13 protein-coding genes are annotated in these 14,994 nt (G+C 61.8%); 10 read left to right on the forward strand and 3 right to left on the reverse strand.

Going from position 1 to position 14,994, the window contains the following annotated elements; all coding sequences use genetic code 11:
- Positions 1-23: 23 nt before the first annotated feature.
- The 5 genes from MLB1_RS02600 to dmpG are packed head-to-tail and all read left to right on the forward strand — an operon-like array spanning position 24 to position 4,784.
- Positions 24-1,187 (forward strand): flavin oxidoreductase, encoded by a 1,164-nt coding sequence (locus MLB1_RS02600; RefSeq protein WP_219602535.1) that lies wholly within the window; start codon positions 24-26, stop codon positions 1,185-1,187.
- Positions 1,184-1,996, forward strand: coding sequence for a carbon-nitrogen hydrolase family protein (locus MLB1_RS02605; protein WP_180748164.1), 813 nt, complete (start codon positions 1,184-1,186; stop codon positions 1,994-1,996). The genes MLB1_RS02600 and MLB1_RS02605 overlap by 4 nt, the downstream gene beginning before the upstream one ends.
- A gap of 54 nt (positions 1,997-2,050) precedes the next feature.
- The gene (locus MLB1_RS02610; RefSeq protein WP_180748165.1) at positions 2,051-2,842 is read left to right on the forward strand and encodes a fumarylacetoacetate hydrolase family protein; all 792 of its coding nucleotides are present in this window, start codon (positions 2,051-2,053) and stop codon (positions 2,840-2,842) included.
- Positions 2,839-3,753, forward strand: a complete 915-nt coding sequence (locus MLB1_RS02615; protein ID WP_180748166.1) for an acetaldehyde dehydrogenase (acetylating) — start codon at positions 2,839-2,841, stop codon at positions 3,751-3,753. The genes MLB1_RS02610 and MLB1_RS02615 overlap by 4 nt, the downstream gene beginning before the upstream one ends.
- Positions 3,750-4,784 carry a 4-hydroxy-2-oxovalerate aldolase gene (dmpG, locus tag MLB1_RS02620; protein WP_180748167.1) on the forward strand — a complete coding sequence of 345 codons (1,035 nt, stop codon included), beginning with the start codon at positions 3,750-3,752 and terminating at the stop codon, positions 4,782-4,784. Before MLB1_RS02615 ends, dmpG begins: the two co-directional genes overlap by 4 nt.
- Here the strand turns inward: dmpG and MLB1_RS02625 are convergent, their stop codons facing one another.
- A complete protein-coding gene (locus MLB1_RS02625; RefSeq protein ID WP_255485575.1) occupies positions 4,785-7,082 on the reverse strand; it encodes a LuxR C-terminal-related transcriptional regulator in 2,298 nt (765 codons plus the stop codon). It lies immediately after the preceding gene.
- Positions 7,083-7,300: 218 nt separating this feature from the next.
- Between MLB1_RS02625 and MLB1_RS02630 the strand changes: the two genes are divergently transcribed.
- From MLB1_RS02630 to hcaB, 4 genes are read left to right on the forward strand one after another with little or no spacing between them, the layout of a single operon-like run.
- On the forward strand, positions 7,301-8,716 hold the full coding sequence (locus MLB1_RS02630) for a Rieske 2Fe-2S domain-containing protein (protein ID WP_371750546.1): 1,416 nt from the start codon (positions 7,301-7,303) through the stop codon (positions 8,714-8,716).
- Entirely contained in the window at positions 8,716-9,246 is a 531-nt protein-coding gene (locus MLB1_RS02635) for a 3-phenylpropionate/cinnamic acid dioxygenase subunit beta (protein ID WP_180748169.1), read from the forward strand. The genes MLB1_RS02630 and MLB1_RS02635 overlap by 1 nt, the downstream gene beginning before the upstream one ends.
- Complete coding sequence (locus MLB1_RS02640; protein WP_180748170.1) at positions 9,243-9,449, forward strand: dihydrodiol dehydrogenase; 207 nt, start codon at positions 9,243-9,245, stop codon at positions 9,447-9,449. Before MLB1_RS02635 ends, MLB1_RS02640 begins: the two co-directional genes overlap by 4 nt.
- A gap of 47 nt (positions 9,450-9,496) precedes the next feature.
- Positions 9,497-10,318: a 3-(cis-5,6-dihydroxycyclohexa-1,3-dien-1-yl)propanoate dehydrogenase gene (gene hcaB, locus MLB1_RS02645; protein ID WP_180748171.1), complete on the forward strand. Its 822-nt coding sequence runs from the start codon at positions 9,497-9,499 to the stop codon at positions 10,316-10,318.
- A 60-nt stretch (positions 10,319-10,378) separates the two neighbouring features.
- Here hcaB and MLB1_RS02650 read toward each other — a convergent pair whose 3' ends face one another.
- Positions 10,379-11,674: a lipase family protein gene (locus tag MLB1_RS02650; RefSeq protein ID WP_180748172.1), complete on the reverse strand. Its 1,296-nt coding sequence runs from the start codon at positions 11,672-11,674 to the stop codon at positions 10,379-10,381.
- 1,097 nt (positions 11,675-12,771) lie between these two features.
- On the reverse strand, positions 12,772-14,247 hold the full coding sequence (locus MLB1_RS02655; protein WP_180748173.1) for a 4-hydroxyphenylacetate 3-hydroxylase N-terminal domain-containing protein: 1,476 nt from the start codon (positions 14,245-14,247) through the stop codon (positions 12,772-12,774).
- A gap of 187 nt (positions 14,248-14,434) precedes the next feature.
- Here MLB1_RS02655 and MLB1_RS02660 point away from each other — a divergent pair, with 187 nt between their 5' ends.
- On the forward strand, positions 14,435-14,875 hold the full coding sequence (locus MLB1_RS02660) for a nitroreductase family deazaflavin-dependent oxidoreductase (RefSeq protein ID WP_180748174.1): 441 nt from the start codon (positions 14,435-14,437) through the stop codon (positions 14,873-14,875).
- The last annotated feature ends 119 nt before the right edge of the window (positions 14,876-14,994 follow it).

The following is a 14,994-nucleotide window of genomic DNA, read 5'->3' on the forward strand; positions in this document are numbered from 1 at the left end:
AGACCTTCCATTCAGGAGCAGCTTTGCCTATCTCTCGCGACCCATGGTGTCCAATCACCCTGAACTCCGGCGGTGTCCTGAGGAACCGCTTCATCCTTGCCCCGATGACGACGAATGCGTCGGACCCTGACGGTCAGGCATCTGAGTCAGAACTCGGCTATCTCGCGCGCCGCGCCGCCACCGGATTCGGCGCGGTGGTGACCTCCTGTGCATATGTGCATCCCGATGGCCGCTCATGGCACGGGATCGGTGCCGTGGACGACCGCCATCTGACCAGTCTGAGTGCGGTGGCGGACGCGGCTAGGGGCACCGACGGCACGGGCATTCTGCAGATCTACGACGGCGGACGCATCGCGTTACCCGAACTGGCTGGACCCCAGGGCATTCGGGCCCCGTCGGCGATACCCTCGGCGCGCCCGAACGCGCAGACGCCAAGAGAATTGTCAGACGCGGAGGTGCGCGAGCTCATCGCTGCGTTCGGTACATCTGCTGGACTCGGCATCCGCGCGGGTTTCGACGGAGTCGAGATTCACGGGGCCAATCACTATCTGGTCCATCAGTTCTTCTCCCCTCGTGCCAATCAGCGCGACGACGAGTGGGGAGGAGATCTTGATCGACGGATGCAGTTTCCGCTGCAGGTTGCGCGCGAGGTCCGCGCGGCGGTCGGCCCCGGCGTGATTATCGGCTTTCGCCTCACGCCGTTCGAGTCAGAGGCGGGTGGATACACCCTCGACGAATCCACCTGCCTCGCCGATCGTCTGGCAGATGAAGGTATCGATTACATCCACATCTCGATGGACGACTTCAGGCGGAACTCCCCTCAGCCTGAAGACCGCGACTGGACGAAAACCCGGGAACGCGTCGAATCGCGCAACCCCATCGCCGCCATCTCTGCTGTCGTCGAAGGCAGGTGCGCCGTCGTGGCCAGCGGTGGAATCCGAACCATGGACGACACCCGCGATGCGATCACCGCGGGAGCTGATCTGCTCGCCATAGGACGTGCGGCACTGATCGACCCGGAGTGGGTGGACAAGATGAAACTCGGTGCGCAACAGGATATCCGCACCCAACTACCTGATGACAAGGCAGAAATCGAATCTCATCTCACGATTCCGGCACGAATGGTCCGATATCTGCTGAGTCGACCGGGATGGATACCACGCGCCGCACCGGACGGTTCGAAATGAGTGAACACAAGCTCCGAGTGGGCCTGTGCCAGCTCACCTCCACGACCAGTCCAGAGCACAACTTGTCATTGATCCGCGACTGGGCCGCACGCGCCGCCGAAGCTGGTGCTCGAGTCGCAGTCTTCCCCGAAGCGGCCATGGCACGATTTGGCGTCCCGCTCGCATCCGTCGCCGAGCCGGCGGACGGGCCATGGGCCACCGCCGTGGCGGAAATCGCGGACCAGCACCACATTCTCATCGCGGCCGGGATGTTCACGCCGCACGAGGGGCGTGTCCGGAACACCATCCTTCTCACCGGGCTTGGGCATCACACCGGATACCACAAGATCCACCTGTACGACGCCTTCGATTTTCGCGAGTCAGACTCGGTCGCACCGGGAAATCGATTCGTCACCGTGACGGTGGATGGGATGACCCTGGGGGTTGCTACCTGCTACGACGTTCGATTCCCTGCGCTGTTTCAGCGCCTCGCATCTGACGGCGCAACCGCCGTCATGCTTCCCGCCTCCTGGGGAGCCGGCCCCGGGAAGGCAGAACAATGGGAGCTGCTGGTGCGGGCACGTGCCCTCGATAGCGGCACCTGGATACTGGCCTGTGACCAAGCGCCTCCCGAGAACCACGACAACGAGCACGGAAGAAACATCCCAACGGGTATTGGCCAGTCGATGGTCGCGGCACCATGGGGCGAGGTGTCCACGCGTCTGAACGCAGCGCCTCAGCTGCTGATCACCGATATCGACCCGGCGGCCGCCATCGAAACCCAAGAACGCACGGGAAGTATCAGAAACCGCGTACCGCAACTGTTCTGAGAACTGGAACGCTCGCGTTGCCCCGACGAAGCCTGAATACGTACCGTCGCTGACGTGACGACCGATGTTCAACGAAACGCCGCGGATGCGCTTCTCGCCGCATACGACGGGCCTACTATTTCTCCACTGACACAACGGTACTCAGGGCTGACCCTCGGAGACGCCTACTCGATCCAGATCGCACAGGTCAAGCATTGGACCGAAAACGGCCGGGTCGTCAAGGGCCACAAGGTGGGACTGACCTCGCGGGTGATGCAGCTCCAGCTCGGGGTCGATCAGCCGGACTACGGCCACCTCCTTGATTCGATGTTCCACCTCGAAGACCAACCCATCGACGTGTCGAAGTTCAAACAGCCCAGGATCGAACCGGAGATAGCCTTCGTCCTCGGCGCCCCACTCCAAGGCCCCGGAGTCACCGCGGCCGAAGCGGCCGCGGCCGTCGAATACGTGGTGCCTGCGCTGGAAATCATCGACTCCCGCATCACCGACTGGAAGATCACACTCGCCGATACCGTTGCCGATAATGCGTCCTCGGGCGGAGTCGTACTGGGTAGCCACTTCAGTTCGCCACGGCAAATCGACCTGCGCCATGTTGGCTGCGTGTTGCGCCACAATGGCGCGATCGTGGATACCGGAGCCGGCGCCGCAGTATCGGGTTCCCCGTTGAATTCCTTGGTATGGCTCGCCAACACCGTGGGGCCCTTGGGTATTCGATTGGAGGCTGGGCACGTCGTGCTACCCGGATCGTTGACCAAGGCATACCCCGTGGCCGCAGGAGATGTGTTCAGCGCCGAGTACGGCGAGCTCGGCGCGGTCACCGCAACATTTCAGAAGGAAACACAATGAGTGCGGTCACCGCCGCCATCGTCGGGCCCGGCAATATCGGCACCGATCTGATGGCCAAACTACTTGATAGCCAACACATCACCCTTACTTCGATGGTTGGTGTCGACCCGTCATCCGAGGGACTCGCGCGTGCAAGGAAACACGGCATCGAAGCCTCGCCAGGCGGAGTCGACTGGCTGTTGTCACAGGATGACCTACCCGATCTGGTTTTCGAGGCGACATCGGCGCGGACGCATGCCACACACGCGGCCCGCTACCGCGAACACGGCATCACCGCGATAGACCTCACTCCGGCCGCCATCGGACCGTTCGTTTGTCCGCCGGTGAACCTCGAGAGAGAGTCCACTGCTCACAACATCAACATGATCACTTGCGGTGGGCAGGCGACTATTCCCATCGTGCACGCGGTATCGCGCGTGGCCACCGTGAGCTACGCGGAGATCGTCGCCTCGATAGCGTCCAGGTCGGCGGGGCCAGGCACTCGCGCCAATATCGACGAATTCACCGAAACCACCGCGCGCGCCATCGAGACGGTGGGGGGCGCCCAGCGCGGGAAGGCCATCATCATCCTCAATCCCGTCGACCCGCCAATGATTATGCGCGACACGGTCTTCTGCGCAATAGATCCGGACGCCGATCTGTGGAAGATCACCGAGTCCATCCACGACATGATCGCCGAGGTGCAGCGTTACGTCCCCGGCTACACACTCAAATCCGACCCACAGTTCGACGATCCCCACGAAGACTGGAACGGCAAGGCACGGGTGGCGGTGTTCCTCGAGGTACGCGGCAGAGGCGACTACCTGCCTCCGTGGGCCGGCAACCTCGACATCATGACCTCGGCGGCGGCACGCGCCGGGGAAATGCTCGCCGAACAGATCGCTGCCGATCGTCTGGAGATGAAAGCATGACCACCGACATCGACGTTCGCATCACCGACACCACCTTGCGCGACGGCAGCCACGCGATGCGGCATCGGTTCACCGAAGACCACGTGCGAAAAGTCGTCGCGGCACTCGATACAGCCGGTGTGCAGATAATCGAGGTAACCCACGGGGACGGGCTGGGCGGATCCAGTTTCAACTACGGATTCGCCGGAACCGACGATGTCGCACTCATCACCGCCGCGGCGGATCAAGCGCGCCGCGCACGGATCGCCGTGCTCGTCCTGCCGGGAGTGGGCACCATCAAGGACTTGCGGCGCGCCCACGACGCCGGTGCGCAGGTCGCGAGAATCGCCACCCACTGCACGGAAGCCGATGTGTCGATTCAGCATTTTCACGCGGCCCGGGAGCTCGGCATGGAGACCGTGGGCTTTCTCATGTTGTCCCACCGCATCACTCCCGAACAGCTGGCCGCACAGGCCAGAATCATGGCCGACGCTGGATGCCAATGCGTGTACGTGGTGGATTCCGCGGGGGCGCTGCTACCCGATGACGCGCGTGCGCGGGTCGCGGCCCTTGTCGCCGAACTTGGGACCGATGCCCAGGTGGGGTTGCATGGCCACCAGAATCTCACCCTGGGAGTGGCGAACTCACTCGTCGCCTACCAGGCGGGTGCACGCCAGATAGACGGAACGCTCTGCGCGCTCGGCGCGGGGGCCGGTAACTCTCCCACTGAGGTCCTGGTCGCGGTGTTCGATAGAGCAGGCATTCGAACCGGGCTCAATCGCGATGCCGTGCTCGCTGCCGCGGCGGAGGTGGCGCTACCGTTTATCACCCGCTTGCCGTGGGCCGACCGTTCCTCGATCGTGCAGGGATATTCCGGGGTCTATTCCAGCTTCCTCTTGCATGCCGAGCGCGCCGCCGAACGTTACAAAGTGCCCGCGCACGAAATACTGCGCGAGGTCGGCGAGCGCGGATATGTCGGTGGTCAGGAGGACATGATCATCGACATCGCTGTCGAGATGTCCGAGCGAGGTGACGATATCCGGCTCCCGTGATTACCTCCCGCCGCGCGCCGTGTCCGCTCCGCTGTTGTTGCGCGCCAGCAGTACTGCCACCTGAGTACGCGAGTTCACGTTGAGTTTGGTGAAGATGTGCTCAACGTGACTGTCGACCGTGCGCGGGGCGACGGTCAGTTCGCGGGCGATCTGTTTGTTCGTCATTCCTTCTGCGATCATCGCCGCAACCTGCGACTCCCGGCGCGTCAACATCCCGATCACGCCACGGTCCACCGGCGACGGATCGGCGCGAGGGGCCGCTTCGCCCAACGCGAGAGCAATCGCCTGAGCCGTGTCCAGCTGTCCCCCGTCGGCGGTCAAGGACTCAAATTCGCTGTTCCCCAGCAGCTCCCGTGTTTCAGCTGACACCTGCTCGCTCCAACTCCACAGCTCGAACCCGCCGGGGTAGTCACCCAGTGGATGCCAGATCCGCCGGACCGCTCCCATCAGCGTGGCGGCCCGGGGGGCATCACCGCCCGCCAACGCCACCCACGACAGAATCTCTATCACCACGGCGATGCCCAGCGAGTCGTGAAAACGCCGCTTCGCTTCCAATGCCTCACCGAGGAGATCCGCCGCGCGCACGAGATCACCGCGCATCCATTGCGCCAGTCCCATGAAGGTCAATATCCACGACATCGCCCATCGCTCACCGTGTTCGATACATGTGGCCAGCGGCGGACCGAATATCTCGAGGGCGCGTTCTGGTTGCTGCCGACGGCAATACACCCAGCCAAGCTGCTCCTGGGCGAGGACGGAGAGCACGCTCGGTCCTACCGCTGCCTCCAATGCACACCCTTCTTCCAGGAGCTCTCCCCCCAGGCTGGTATTACCCAGATTGTGTTCGGCTATCCCCCTGATGTGCGTCGCGTGCGCAAAATTCGCCGCATCGCCTAGCCCCGCGGCAATGTCCTGACTGGACCGCAGGAATTGCAGGCCGACGACGGCCTTTCCTTCTGACACCGCAAGATAGCCGTTGGCCCACAGTGCCGCCGCGCGTTCCGAGCTCGGCTCGGCGGAGGCGGCCAGTGCCCGGTCCAGCCAATGACGTCCCTCGCGCTGTTGACCGCACCCGATCCAGTACCAGAACAGAGCCGATGCCATGCCGAGTGCGGCTCGCCCGCCGGCAGGGTCACAGATCAGCCCATCGAGAACGGCGCGCAGATTGGCCTGCTCTCTGCGCATCCGTTCCACCATCTCCTCTTGTCCAGGACCGAACCAATCCTCATTGAACTCCCGCGCAAGGCGCTGGTAGTACCGGCGATACCGAATGAGGATGCCGGGTTCGTCGATCCGTTCCCGGAGCTTTCTGAGCCCGAACTCCCGCACCGTGTCGAGCATCCGGTATGTCGGGCGGTCATCTGATTCGATCCTCACCAGAAGCGATTTGTCCACCAAAGCGGCGATATGTTCCAGCACCACCTCGCGGGGCAGATCCTCACCGCTGCAGACACATTCGGCCGCTCCCAGCTGAATGGCACCGGTGAAAACCGCCAACCTTTCCCACAGTGTCCGCTCGCTCGTCGAACACAGTTGGTAACTCCAGTCCAATGTCGCCGACAACGACCGGTGTCGCGGCGAAGCAGACCGATCCCCGACACTGAGCAGTCGATGATGATCGTCGAGCAGACTCAGCAGTCCACCGGGAGATAACGATCGCATCCGTCCCGCGGCAAGCTCTATCGCAAGAGGCAAGCCATCGAGCCGACGGCACAACTCTTCCACCGTGGCAGCGTTATCGGGTGAAATCACAAAACCCGGCGCGGCAGCCGCCGCACGCTCGACGAAGAGCGCCACGGCCTCCGACGGTATCTCCTCGAAACAGTCTTCGTTCTCGGCAATCAATGACACCGCAAGGGGCTGAACCTCGAACAGCTGTTCTCCGGCCACCCGTAGCGGTTCCCGGCTCGTCACGAGAACTCGCAGATCGGCACAGGCCGACAACAGATTTCGCACCAGAATCGCGCTCTCATCGGCTAGATGCTCGCAGTTGTCGAGAACCAAGAGCAGCTGACGCCGGCGCAGATAGTCGATCAGTGTCGCCACCACATCGGTTTGGTGGATGGGCGCGCCCACCACTTGCGCCACCGTGAGTGCCACCAATGCGGGATCGGCGACGTCGGCCAGCTCGACCAGCACCGCACCGTCCTCGAATGCGCCAAAGGCACTGCGCGCCACATGTATAGCCAGTCTGGTCTTCCCGACCCCGCCCAAGCCTGTCAGGGTGACCAGCCGAGTCATACCGACAAGCCGCACCACCTCTGCCGACTCGGCCTGACGCCCCACCAAGCTAGTCATGTCGACTGGCAGAGGAGGAACTTCGAAGCTGTCGACCATCACGTCACCTCAGTAGTTCATAGGTTGTGGCGTCCAACCATAGCGATCCTCGTTCACTTTCGTGGCAAGAGAATCCACTTCATAGCTCATGTTCCGGATAGCGGACCGGCTCGGTTGGCACGACGGACTGTACCTCGTACCTTCCAGGAACCAACGTCGCAACTACGAGGAGATGCCACGTGCCCAATCATTCGATCACCGCTGACAGCCCGCGAATCGTGGTCTCGAATACAGCCGAGTTCCTGCGAGCAGTCGGCAGGGAGTTGGAGGACGGGATTGTCTCGCCACGAATCTTCAACGACCCCGAACTGTACTCACGCGAACTGAGCCGGATCTTTGCCCGGTGCTGGTGCTTCGTGGCCCACGAGAGTGAGATTCCCACACCGGGAGACTACGTCCTGCGTTACATCGGCGAAGATCAGTTCATCGTCGTCCGCGACGAGGACGGGCAGATTCGCGTGCTCTACAACAAGTGCACTCATCGTGGAAGTCCCGTATGTCGTGTCGAAAAGGGCAACAGCTCGCATTTCCGGTGTCCGTACCACTCGTGGATGTTCAAGAACAACGGCGAATGGAGTGGCGCTCCCTATCGTAAGAAGGCGTACAAGAAACTCGACGCCGCGCAATGGGGACTCGTTGCCGCGCCGCACGTCGATTCGGTGCACGGACTCATCTTCGCCTGCCTCGATCCGGATGCGCCGACACTCGACGAGTATCTCGGCGGTATGCGGTGGTACCTGGACGTTTTGCTTGGGCTCAACGACCAAGGGATGTCGACAATCGGCGAACCACAGCGGTGGCGGGTTCCAGCCAACTGGAAATCCGGTGCGGAGAATTTCATGGCCGACGCCTATCACGTGCCCTCGCTTCACCGTTCCGCTGAAGAGGTAGGGATGTTCCCGGGCATCGAAGGCGGCGGCGCCGGGCCGCAGGGGGTGAATCGCCACGTCTTCTTCGACGAGGGGCACGGCATGATCGTCAACGACGGGTTCTTACCCGCGCCCTGGCACCGGTCCGGCTTTCCGCCAGAGGTCGCCGACACGTTCCAGCTCGATCGCCTTACCGAGGACCAACGGCAATGGGTCGCAAGCCATTCAGCGTCAACATTCCTCATCTTCCCCAACTTCGGTCTGGTGCGGGTGCCGGCATCACCGCATCCGGATGCCCCGCCCACGGTGTTCACCTATCTACGCCAGTGGCAGCCTTCCGGTCCCGACATGATCGTCAACTGGAACTGGACCCTCGGCTGGAACAGTGCCTCGGATGAATTCAACGAGCAGGCCTACGTCGCGGCACTCAGCATGCATGGTCCGGCCGGAATCCTGGAACAGGACGACACCGTTGTCTGGGGCGGCGCACCGGTGGCCGGCAGCTCGGTCTTCGCCCGAAAGAGCGGTATGCGGTTCAATTTCCAGCTCGGTCTCGACGATATGAGCGATTACGCGGAAGACCCGGACTGGAAATTTCCCGGCCGGGCCACGACTTCCGCGCTCGGAGAGGCTCCGCAGCGCGCCTTCTATCGCAGATGGCTGCGCGAAGTGTCCACACCCGATCACGCCGAGCCCGATCACACCGACCAGGAGGAGAACGCCTGATGACCGTCGAGGCGACTATCAGAACCGTTCCACGGGACATCACTGCCGAATGTGCCCAATTCCTGTACTACGAAGCCGAACTCCTCGATCATCGCCAGTTCGACCACTGGCTTGACTGCCTCTCGGAGGACTTGGTCTATCAGATGCCGGTCCGCGTGACCCGGGGACCCGAGTCGCGCGATCTCGAATTCTCTCCCAACAGCTTCCATATGAAGGACGTCTACGCCTCCATGAAGATGCGGGTGTCACGGCTCTACACCGAGCACGCCTACGCCGAGGACCCGCCGTCCAGGACCCAAAGAATGGTCACCAACGTTCGCGTTGGCCCGCACGAGGACGCGGATAAGTATCACGTGCGCAGTAATTTTCAGTGCTTCCGCGCGCAAGGCGATGGAGTGGAATCCGACATGATTATCGGAGAGCGTTTCGACGTGCTGCACGACACCGACGCCGGTTGGAAGATCTATTCGCGCACAGTACATCTGGCCCACACCACGCTGGTTACCGCGAATCTCGGAATATTCCTGTGACCGAGATTCGACTGCGCAACGAGTTCGCCGACGTGGTCCTGCGCGTGATCCCCACCGGAAACGGCGAACGCCTTGAAATCTCGTCCCCACGCCGGGGAACGAGAATCGCATTGGACCCCGTGGAGCTCGAAGCGCTCACTTGGCAGACCACGGATGTATTCACACGGATGCTCGAATGTTCGATCGGCCCGGCTCCCGTCTGAGAGCCGACGATTCAGCCCGCAAGAACCGACCGTACGGAAGGATTGACATGAATGAGGGTTGGCTAGCGGGAAAAGTCGCACTGGTGACGGGCGGCGGAACGGGTATCGGCCGAGCGGTCGTGGAGCGATTCGTCGGCGAAGGTGCCTGCGTCGGAATCATCGACCGATCAGACGATGCGGTATCCGAGCTCAATTCGTCACACCCACACCGTGTCATCGCGACGGCCGGCGATGTGCGGAGCCTCGACGATCACAGACTCGCTGTTGCGAATACGGCCGAGCGCTTCGGCAAAATCGACGTGCTCGTCACGGTGGCCGGTATCTTCGACTACTTCATCTCATTGGAGAGCCTGCCTGATAACCAGATTGACAGGGCATTTGAAGAGCTGTTCGACATCAACGTCAAGGGCTCCATGCTCGCGGTCAAGGCCGCCCTTCCGGCACTCAAGGAGACCGGAGGCAATGTCGTGCTGACCATCTCCAACGCCGGGTACCTACCAGGTGGCGGCGGTCCGCTCTACACAGCATCGAAGTTCGCGGTCCGTGGGCTGCTCGCACAGCTTTCCTTCGAGCTGGCTCCTCATATCCGGGTGAATGCTGTGGCACCCGGGGGCACTGTCACCCCGCTACGCGGCATCGCGGCGATCGACTCCGGCGGCCAGCGTCTTGATGACATGCCCGACCTGACGACCAAGATCCGGCAGACGAACCCACTTCAGGTGGCTTCTCAGCCGGAAGATCACGCGTGGGCCTATGTGTACCTCGCATCCAAGGAGCGCACGGCCTCGGTAACCGGTTGTGTCATCCACTCCGATGGCGGCCTGCAGAGCCGGGGCCTCGTGCCGCTCGGCGGAGAACTAATCTCATAACGCCCACGACCGTCTAGTGCCCACGCAGATTCTGCGTGGGCACTAGAACCACTCGTCCTCCTAGATCTCGTGACAGTTGGACTCGGTCGGCAGACCATTGAAGCGATCGGCTATCCACTGCATACCGCGTTCGCCGTCGACGAAGTATGGAAGCAAGAAGTTGATGGCCAGCTTGTTGAAGAACGGCGGCTGTTCGTTGGTCCAGAATTGGACGTCCGCGCCCTTGGCGCACCAGTCGACCGCGAGCTGACGAGCACCCTCATAGGGAATGAAGGGGTCGTACCGGTTCGAGTTGATGAACACGGGTGCCGCCGGCTTCAACCTGCCTATCCGCTGGGCAGCGAGCACCGACCTGAGCGGGTCGGCCGCGATGAGCTCCATGTAATCGGATGTGAAGTACTGGCTGTAATGTCGAAATGCGAACCGCATCACGGTTTCTCCAACACACTCATTCCTCGTCTGCTCCAGCAGGGTGACGCCCTTGTCGGTCAGCGTTTCCCCCATCCCGGCCGCGAGATCAGGGTAGGCACCGCCGATCGCATTGAGCAGGTATCCCAACCCGCCTGCGAAGATGCTCCCTTCCGCGAACGGCGGGATGAGCGCCAAGTCCGCAGACGGGGCACCAGCCCAGGCACCGACTACACGTAGATCGGGTGCATAGCTCGGCGCCAGCTCAACCGCCGCAGCGGCAGCCCCGCCTCCTTGTCCGTACCCCCAAAATGCCACCGGGCCATGCGGATCCAGAGACGTCTCCGTCAGGCGCATCGCCGCGCGTGCAGCGTCGATCAACGCGTACCCCTGCGGAAGGCGCAGGAAGGGAGTAGCCGGGCCGCCCGTCCCGACGCCTTCGTAGTCGGTAACGACAACGGCGAATCCACGAGCGACCATGGTCGCGATGAAGGTTTCCTCATAGCCGACCGTCAGGTCCGCGCCGCCGCCGTAGTGGATCCCCTGGTTGAAAAGCCTGGACGGGGCGCATTGGTCACCAATGCCGTACATGCCCGGCGCAAAGGCGATAAGGGGCCGTGGGCCCGCTCCGAGCCAAGGGTTGTCGGGCTCGAAGTACGTACCGGTAACCGCGGTGGGTGTATTGTGAATATCGGTACTGCGGTACATGATTCGTGTACCCGTCGCGACGTATCCACCCAACTGCCCTGATGGTTCGAGCACGAGCCGTGAAGGTTCGGAACGGATCATGTCGCCGGGATGGCCCGGTGGCAATGACGCAGGCGGAGCATAGAATGCTTCGTACTGGCTTTCGTCAGCACGCGCCGCCGGATACCCGGGAAGCGCCAGCATTCCGGCGAGAATCAGCGGCGCGATGAGCGCGCGCAGGAACGGACGGCATTGAGCCATGTACAACCTACCTGTCGTGTTCAGATTGATCGAGTTTCTGATGATCTGATTGATCCCCACCTCGCCGGGATCCGCGCGGGTGGACTAGGTCCGATACCTACAGGGCAACAACACAATTGACTGCTCCACGACTTCGCCGGTCACCTACTGAACCCTGGACCAGGAGCGAACCTAATTTGTTCCCCATATGTTTTCGTTATCGACCCTTTCTTAAATCGATACCAGCGATGTCGCGCTAAAGCATGCTCACAACACGGCTACCGGATCTACCTACTTGTTCCACTACACAGAACGCTGATCGATAGCTAGATTGTTCTCGAAATAGGTTGTTCCCAAACATGATTGATGACAGCCACTAGCGCTCCAGAGGAACTTCGCACGAGTCGCCCATATGAAACCGGCCGGTCCGGGCGACGGCTTCGCTAGGCCGGGTTCGTAGGCGAATCTCGGCGCGGTGGTCGTCATAGGCGCCTCCATTCTGAGGCGCAGGCGCAGTGTCTACGCGCGGCGGCTGGTTCGCGCTGCAGACTCAGCCTCTATCTCTGTTCTTGCGATGAGGCACCACGCCAACCATCCAAGTGCGGTAATCACAAAGCCGAATCCACACGCCGCAAACCAGCCACCTGCCTGATATGCAAATCCCGAGACGGTTGATCCGAGGAGGCCGCCGCAAAAGTAGGTCGCCATATACGCAGCCGTCACTCGGCTACGCGCTAGCGGTTGTGCGGCGTAGATGACGTGTTGATTGGGCAAGTGCACGGCTTGCACGCCCAGGTCAAAAATCAGCAGTCCCGCAATCAGTCCGATCGCTGATGGCGCACCCAAGTGGCCCGGCGAGAATTTTGCGCTGCTCTACCAGATCGCCGAGGGCGAACGATGGAGACCAGTCCCACGACATAGCCGTCCTGAGCAGCGGTGACCCAATAGCCCAGCGACGCCAACCGTAGTGCCGAATTCCCGAGCCACCACGCTCAGCAGCGGTTGAATGTAATACAAACCCGCCACCGCAACCGCTGACGTGACACTGAGCATGAAAAGCACGACACCGAAAGGCGAATCCCGGACCCGGTCGTCCAATACCTTTGCGCCGTAATCGGCTAGAGGAACTTCGGCATCCGAGAAACACGTGAGTTCTCGGGCTCAGCGCTCAGCAGAGGATCCACGAGCGAGTCCCCCATATGGAACTGGCCGATGGAATCGTCGAGTTGGTAGGAACGACTAGCGGAACCCAAGTAGTACATTTCGTACAGCTCATTACGGCCGCCGAGCGCGGAACCGACAAAGTCCCACGCCGCACGGAACAACCGCACGCGTTCGCGCGCATCAAAACCGTTGGCGCCCTGCAGGTATTTATCGAGCAAGGGGCGTAACTCCGGGTTGTCGAAGGCGGCCTCCGACGGAGTGGCAAGCAGATTATGCGAACCGAGCAACTTGATGATCTCGTTTACCCGCAGGAACCAGGTGGGCGCTGTCGGGCGAAGCGCGTAGAACGGCCGCTCGTCCGGGAACCAGACCCCATTACCCCACTCGTGCGCCCCGGCTTCCGCGGCCATCAGGATGGCGCGCGTCATTTCTGCATACGTCCACAGCTCGCCGAGCAGTTGTTTGGTACGCGGATCCGATGCGTTGATTGCGCGACAGCATCTGCTGATCAGTTCGTAGGCGAAACGTAGCTTTGCCTCGGCCCGAATCGTGGTCTGCTGCATGATGTTGGCAGTCCAACCGCTCATCATCGCGGCATTCCACACCGCGGTGTTTCCGTCGAGGAAGACCCGATCTCGAGGAATCTCCACATCGTCGAAGATCAAGAACGCGTCCTGCTCGTCGAAGCGGCTCGAGAACGGCATGTCATACATGCTCGCCGGGGACGAAAAGCTGTCTCGGCAAATGATTTTCAATCCGGGGGTGGCCATCGGTATCGAGAAGGACACCGCGAACTTGCCCGCGTCCTTGGGCAACGGTCCGCCGGGATAGACGGCAAGTTCGTCGGAGAAGGGAGCCAATGTGCTCAGGACCATGGCGCCGCGCACAAGGATCCCGTGTTCGGTATCGGCAACCTTGTGCAACGCCGCCTCACCGCCCACGGCAGCCAGATCGCCGAGGCCCTTGTCCACTGTCGGGCGAACTATGGTGTGAGTGAGCGCCCAGTCATTGCGAGCAAGATCGTCTTGATACCGCACGAGGTTATCGGCGTACTCCTCATTGCCATTGCTTCCCCACACGTCTGATCGGCCGGCATGACCGGCGAAACAGGCATTCAGATAGTCCGGCGAACGCCCAAGCAGGCCAACCGAATACTCTGCCGCGTGCTTCATGGCGGCATGTCGACGATCAAGATCCGCGCGTGAACGAGGTATCAGGTGACTCGCATTGATCAGTTCCCCGGTCACCGGGTGTTCGCACAAGCAGTCATCCGAGCGTTCGTGCTGAAGGTCAAAGAGGCCGGCCATCGAATCCAGCGCCCCAGCGAATCCGGGGTAATCGGTGACATCCGCTACCCGCTCACCGCCGACCCAAATCTCACGGTCGTCTCGCAGACCAGCGACATACTCTTTGCCTGTACGTGCACCCATATCGATCCTCGCAGATTCTCTTTGCGTCCAAATAGCCTGGCGTACTGACGATCTACAGCAGCGTATGCACCTCTCGGCCACGGCACCCACGCGAACGGTCCGCCAGATGGAACGGTTCGATTGCACCCATAGCGCACGCAAAGACACTGTGATTCTGAGCTTTTGGATCATCCGCCGAGGAGGAGCGATGCCACTTTCAGGAGAATATGCGCCGAGTGTCGATGACGAGGTGCGCACGCACGTCGAGCGTTACGTGGAGTCGGGTGGAATCGAAGGCGCCCAAGCGCATGACGACAAACCAGTTGTCCTGCTGACCACGGTCGGTGCCAAGACCGGGAAACTCCGGAAGACCCCGCTGATGCGAATCGAGCACCGGGGCCAGTACGCCATCGTCGCCTCATTCAGGGGCGCCTCGACCAACCCTGTCTGGTACCACAACATCACGAAGAACCCACGCGTCGAGCTGCAAGACGGCACCGTCGCCGGAGACTTCGACGCGCAGGAAGTCTTCGGCGACGAGAAGGCCGTCTGGTGGCAGCGCGCGGTGGCGGCCCTCCCGGAGTATTCCGACTACCAGGCGAAGACCACCCGGCAGATTCCAGTCTTTGTCCTGACACCGGCGCGCTGATCGGTTCACCCGGCCATACGTAGGTCTGGGCCAACCACCGCCATCGGATCGGAAGCGGGCCCCGCCTCGAGCAGCAACACGCTAACCGAAGGATTCACCACCGACAACTATGCAATCCC

It is taken from the genome of Mycobacteroides sp. LB1 (genome assembly GCF_013449725.1).
Taxonomy (GTDB): Bacteria; Actinomycetota; Actinomycetes; order Mycobacteriales; family Mycobacteriaceae; genus Mycobacterium.

Excerpts from the sequence above, each read along its gene's own strand:
- dmpG (WP_180748167.1), top strand. The coding sequence starts at position 3,750 with ATGACCACCGACATCGACGTTCGCATCACCGACACCACCTTGCGCGAC.
- MLB1_RS02615 (WP_180748166.1), top strand. The coding sequence starts at position 2,839 with ATGAGTGCGGTCACCGCCGCCATCGTCGGGCCCGGCAATATCGGCACC.
- MLB1_RS02660 (WP_180748174.1), top strand. The coding sequence starts at position 14,435 with ATGCCACTTTCAGGAGAATATGCGCCGAGTGTCGATGACGAGGTGCGC.
- MLB1_RS02655 (WP_180748173.1), bottom strand. The coding sequence starts at position 14,247 with ATGGGTGCACGTACAGGCAAAGAGTATGTCGCTGGTCTGCGAGACGAC.
- MLB1_RS02605 (WP_180748164.1), top strand. The coding sequence starts at position 1,184 with ATGAGTGAACACAAGCTCCGAGTGGGCCTGTGCCAGCTCACCTCCACG.
- MLB1_RS02625 (WP_255485575.1), bottom strand. The coding sequence starts at position 7,082 with ATGACTAGCTTGGTGGGGCGTCAGGCCGAGTCGGCAGAGGTGGTGCGG.
- MLB1_RS02650 (WP_180748172.1), bottom strand. The coding sequence starts at position 11,674 with ATGGCTCAATGCCGTCCGTTCCTGCGCGCGCTCATCGCGCCGCTGATT.
- MLB1_RS02635 (WP_180748169.1), top strand. The coding sequence starts at position 8,716 with ATGACCGTCGAGGCGACTATCAGAACCGTTCCACGGGACATCACTGCC.
- hcaB (WP_180748171.1), top strand. The coding sequence starts at position 9,497 with ATGAATGAGGGTTGGCTAGCGGGAAAAGTCGCACTGGTGACGGGCGGC.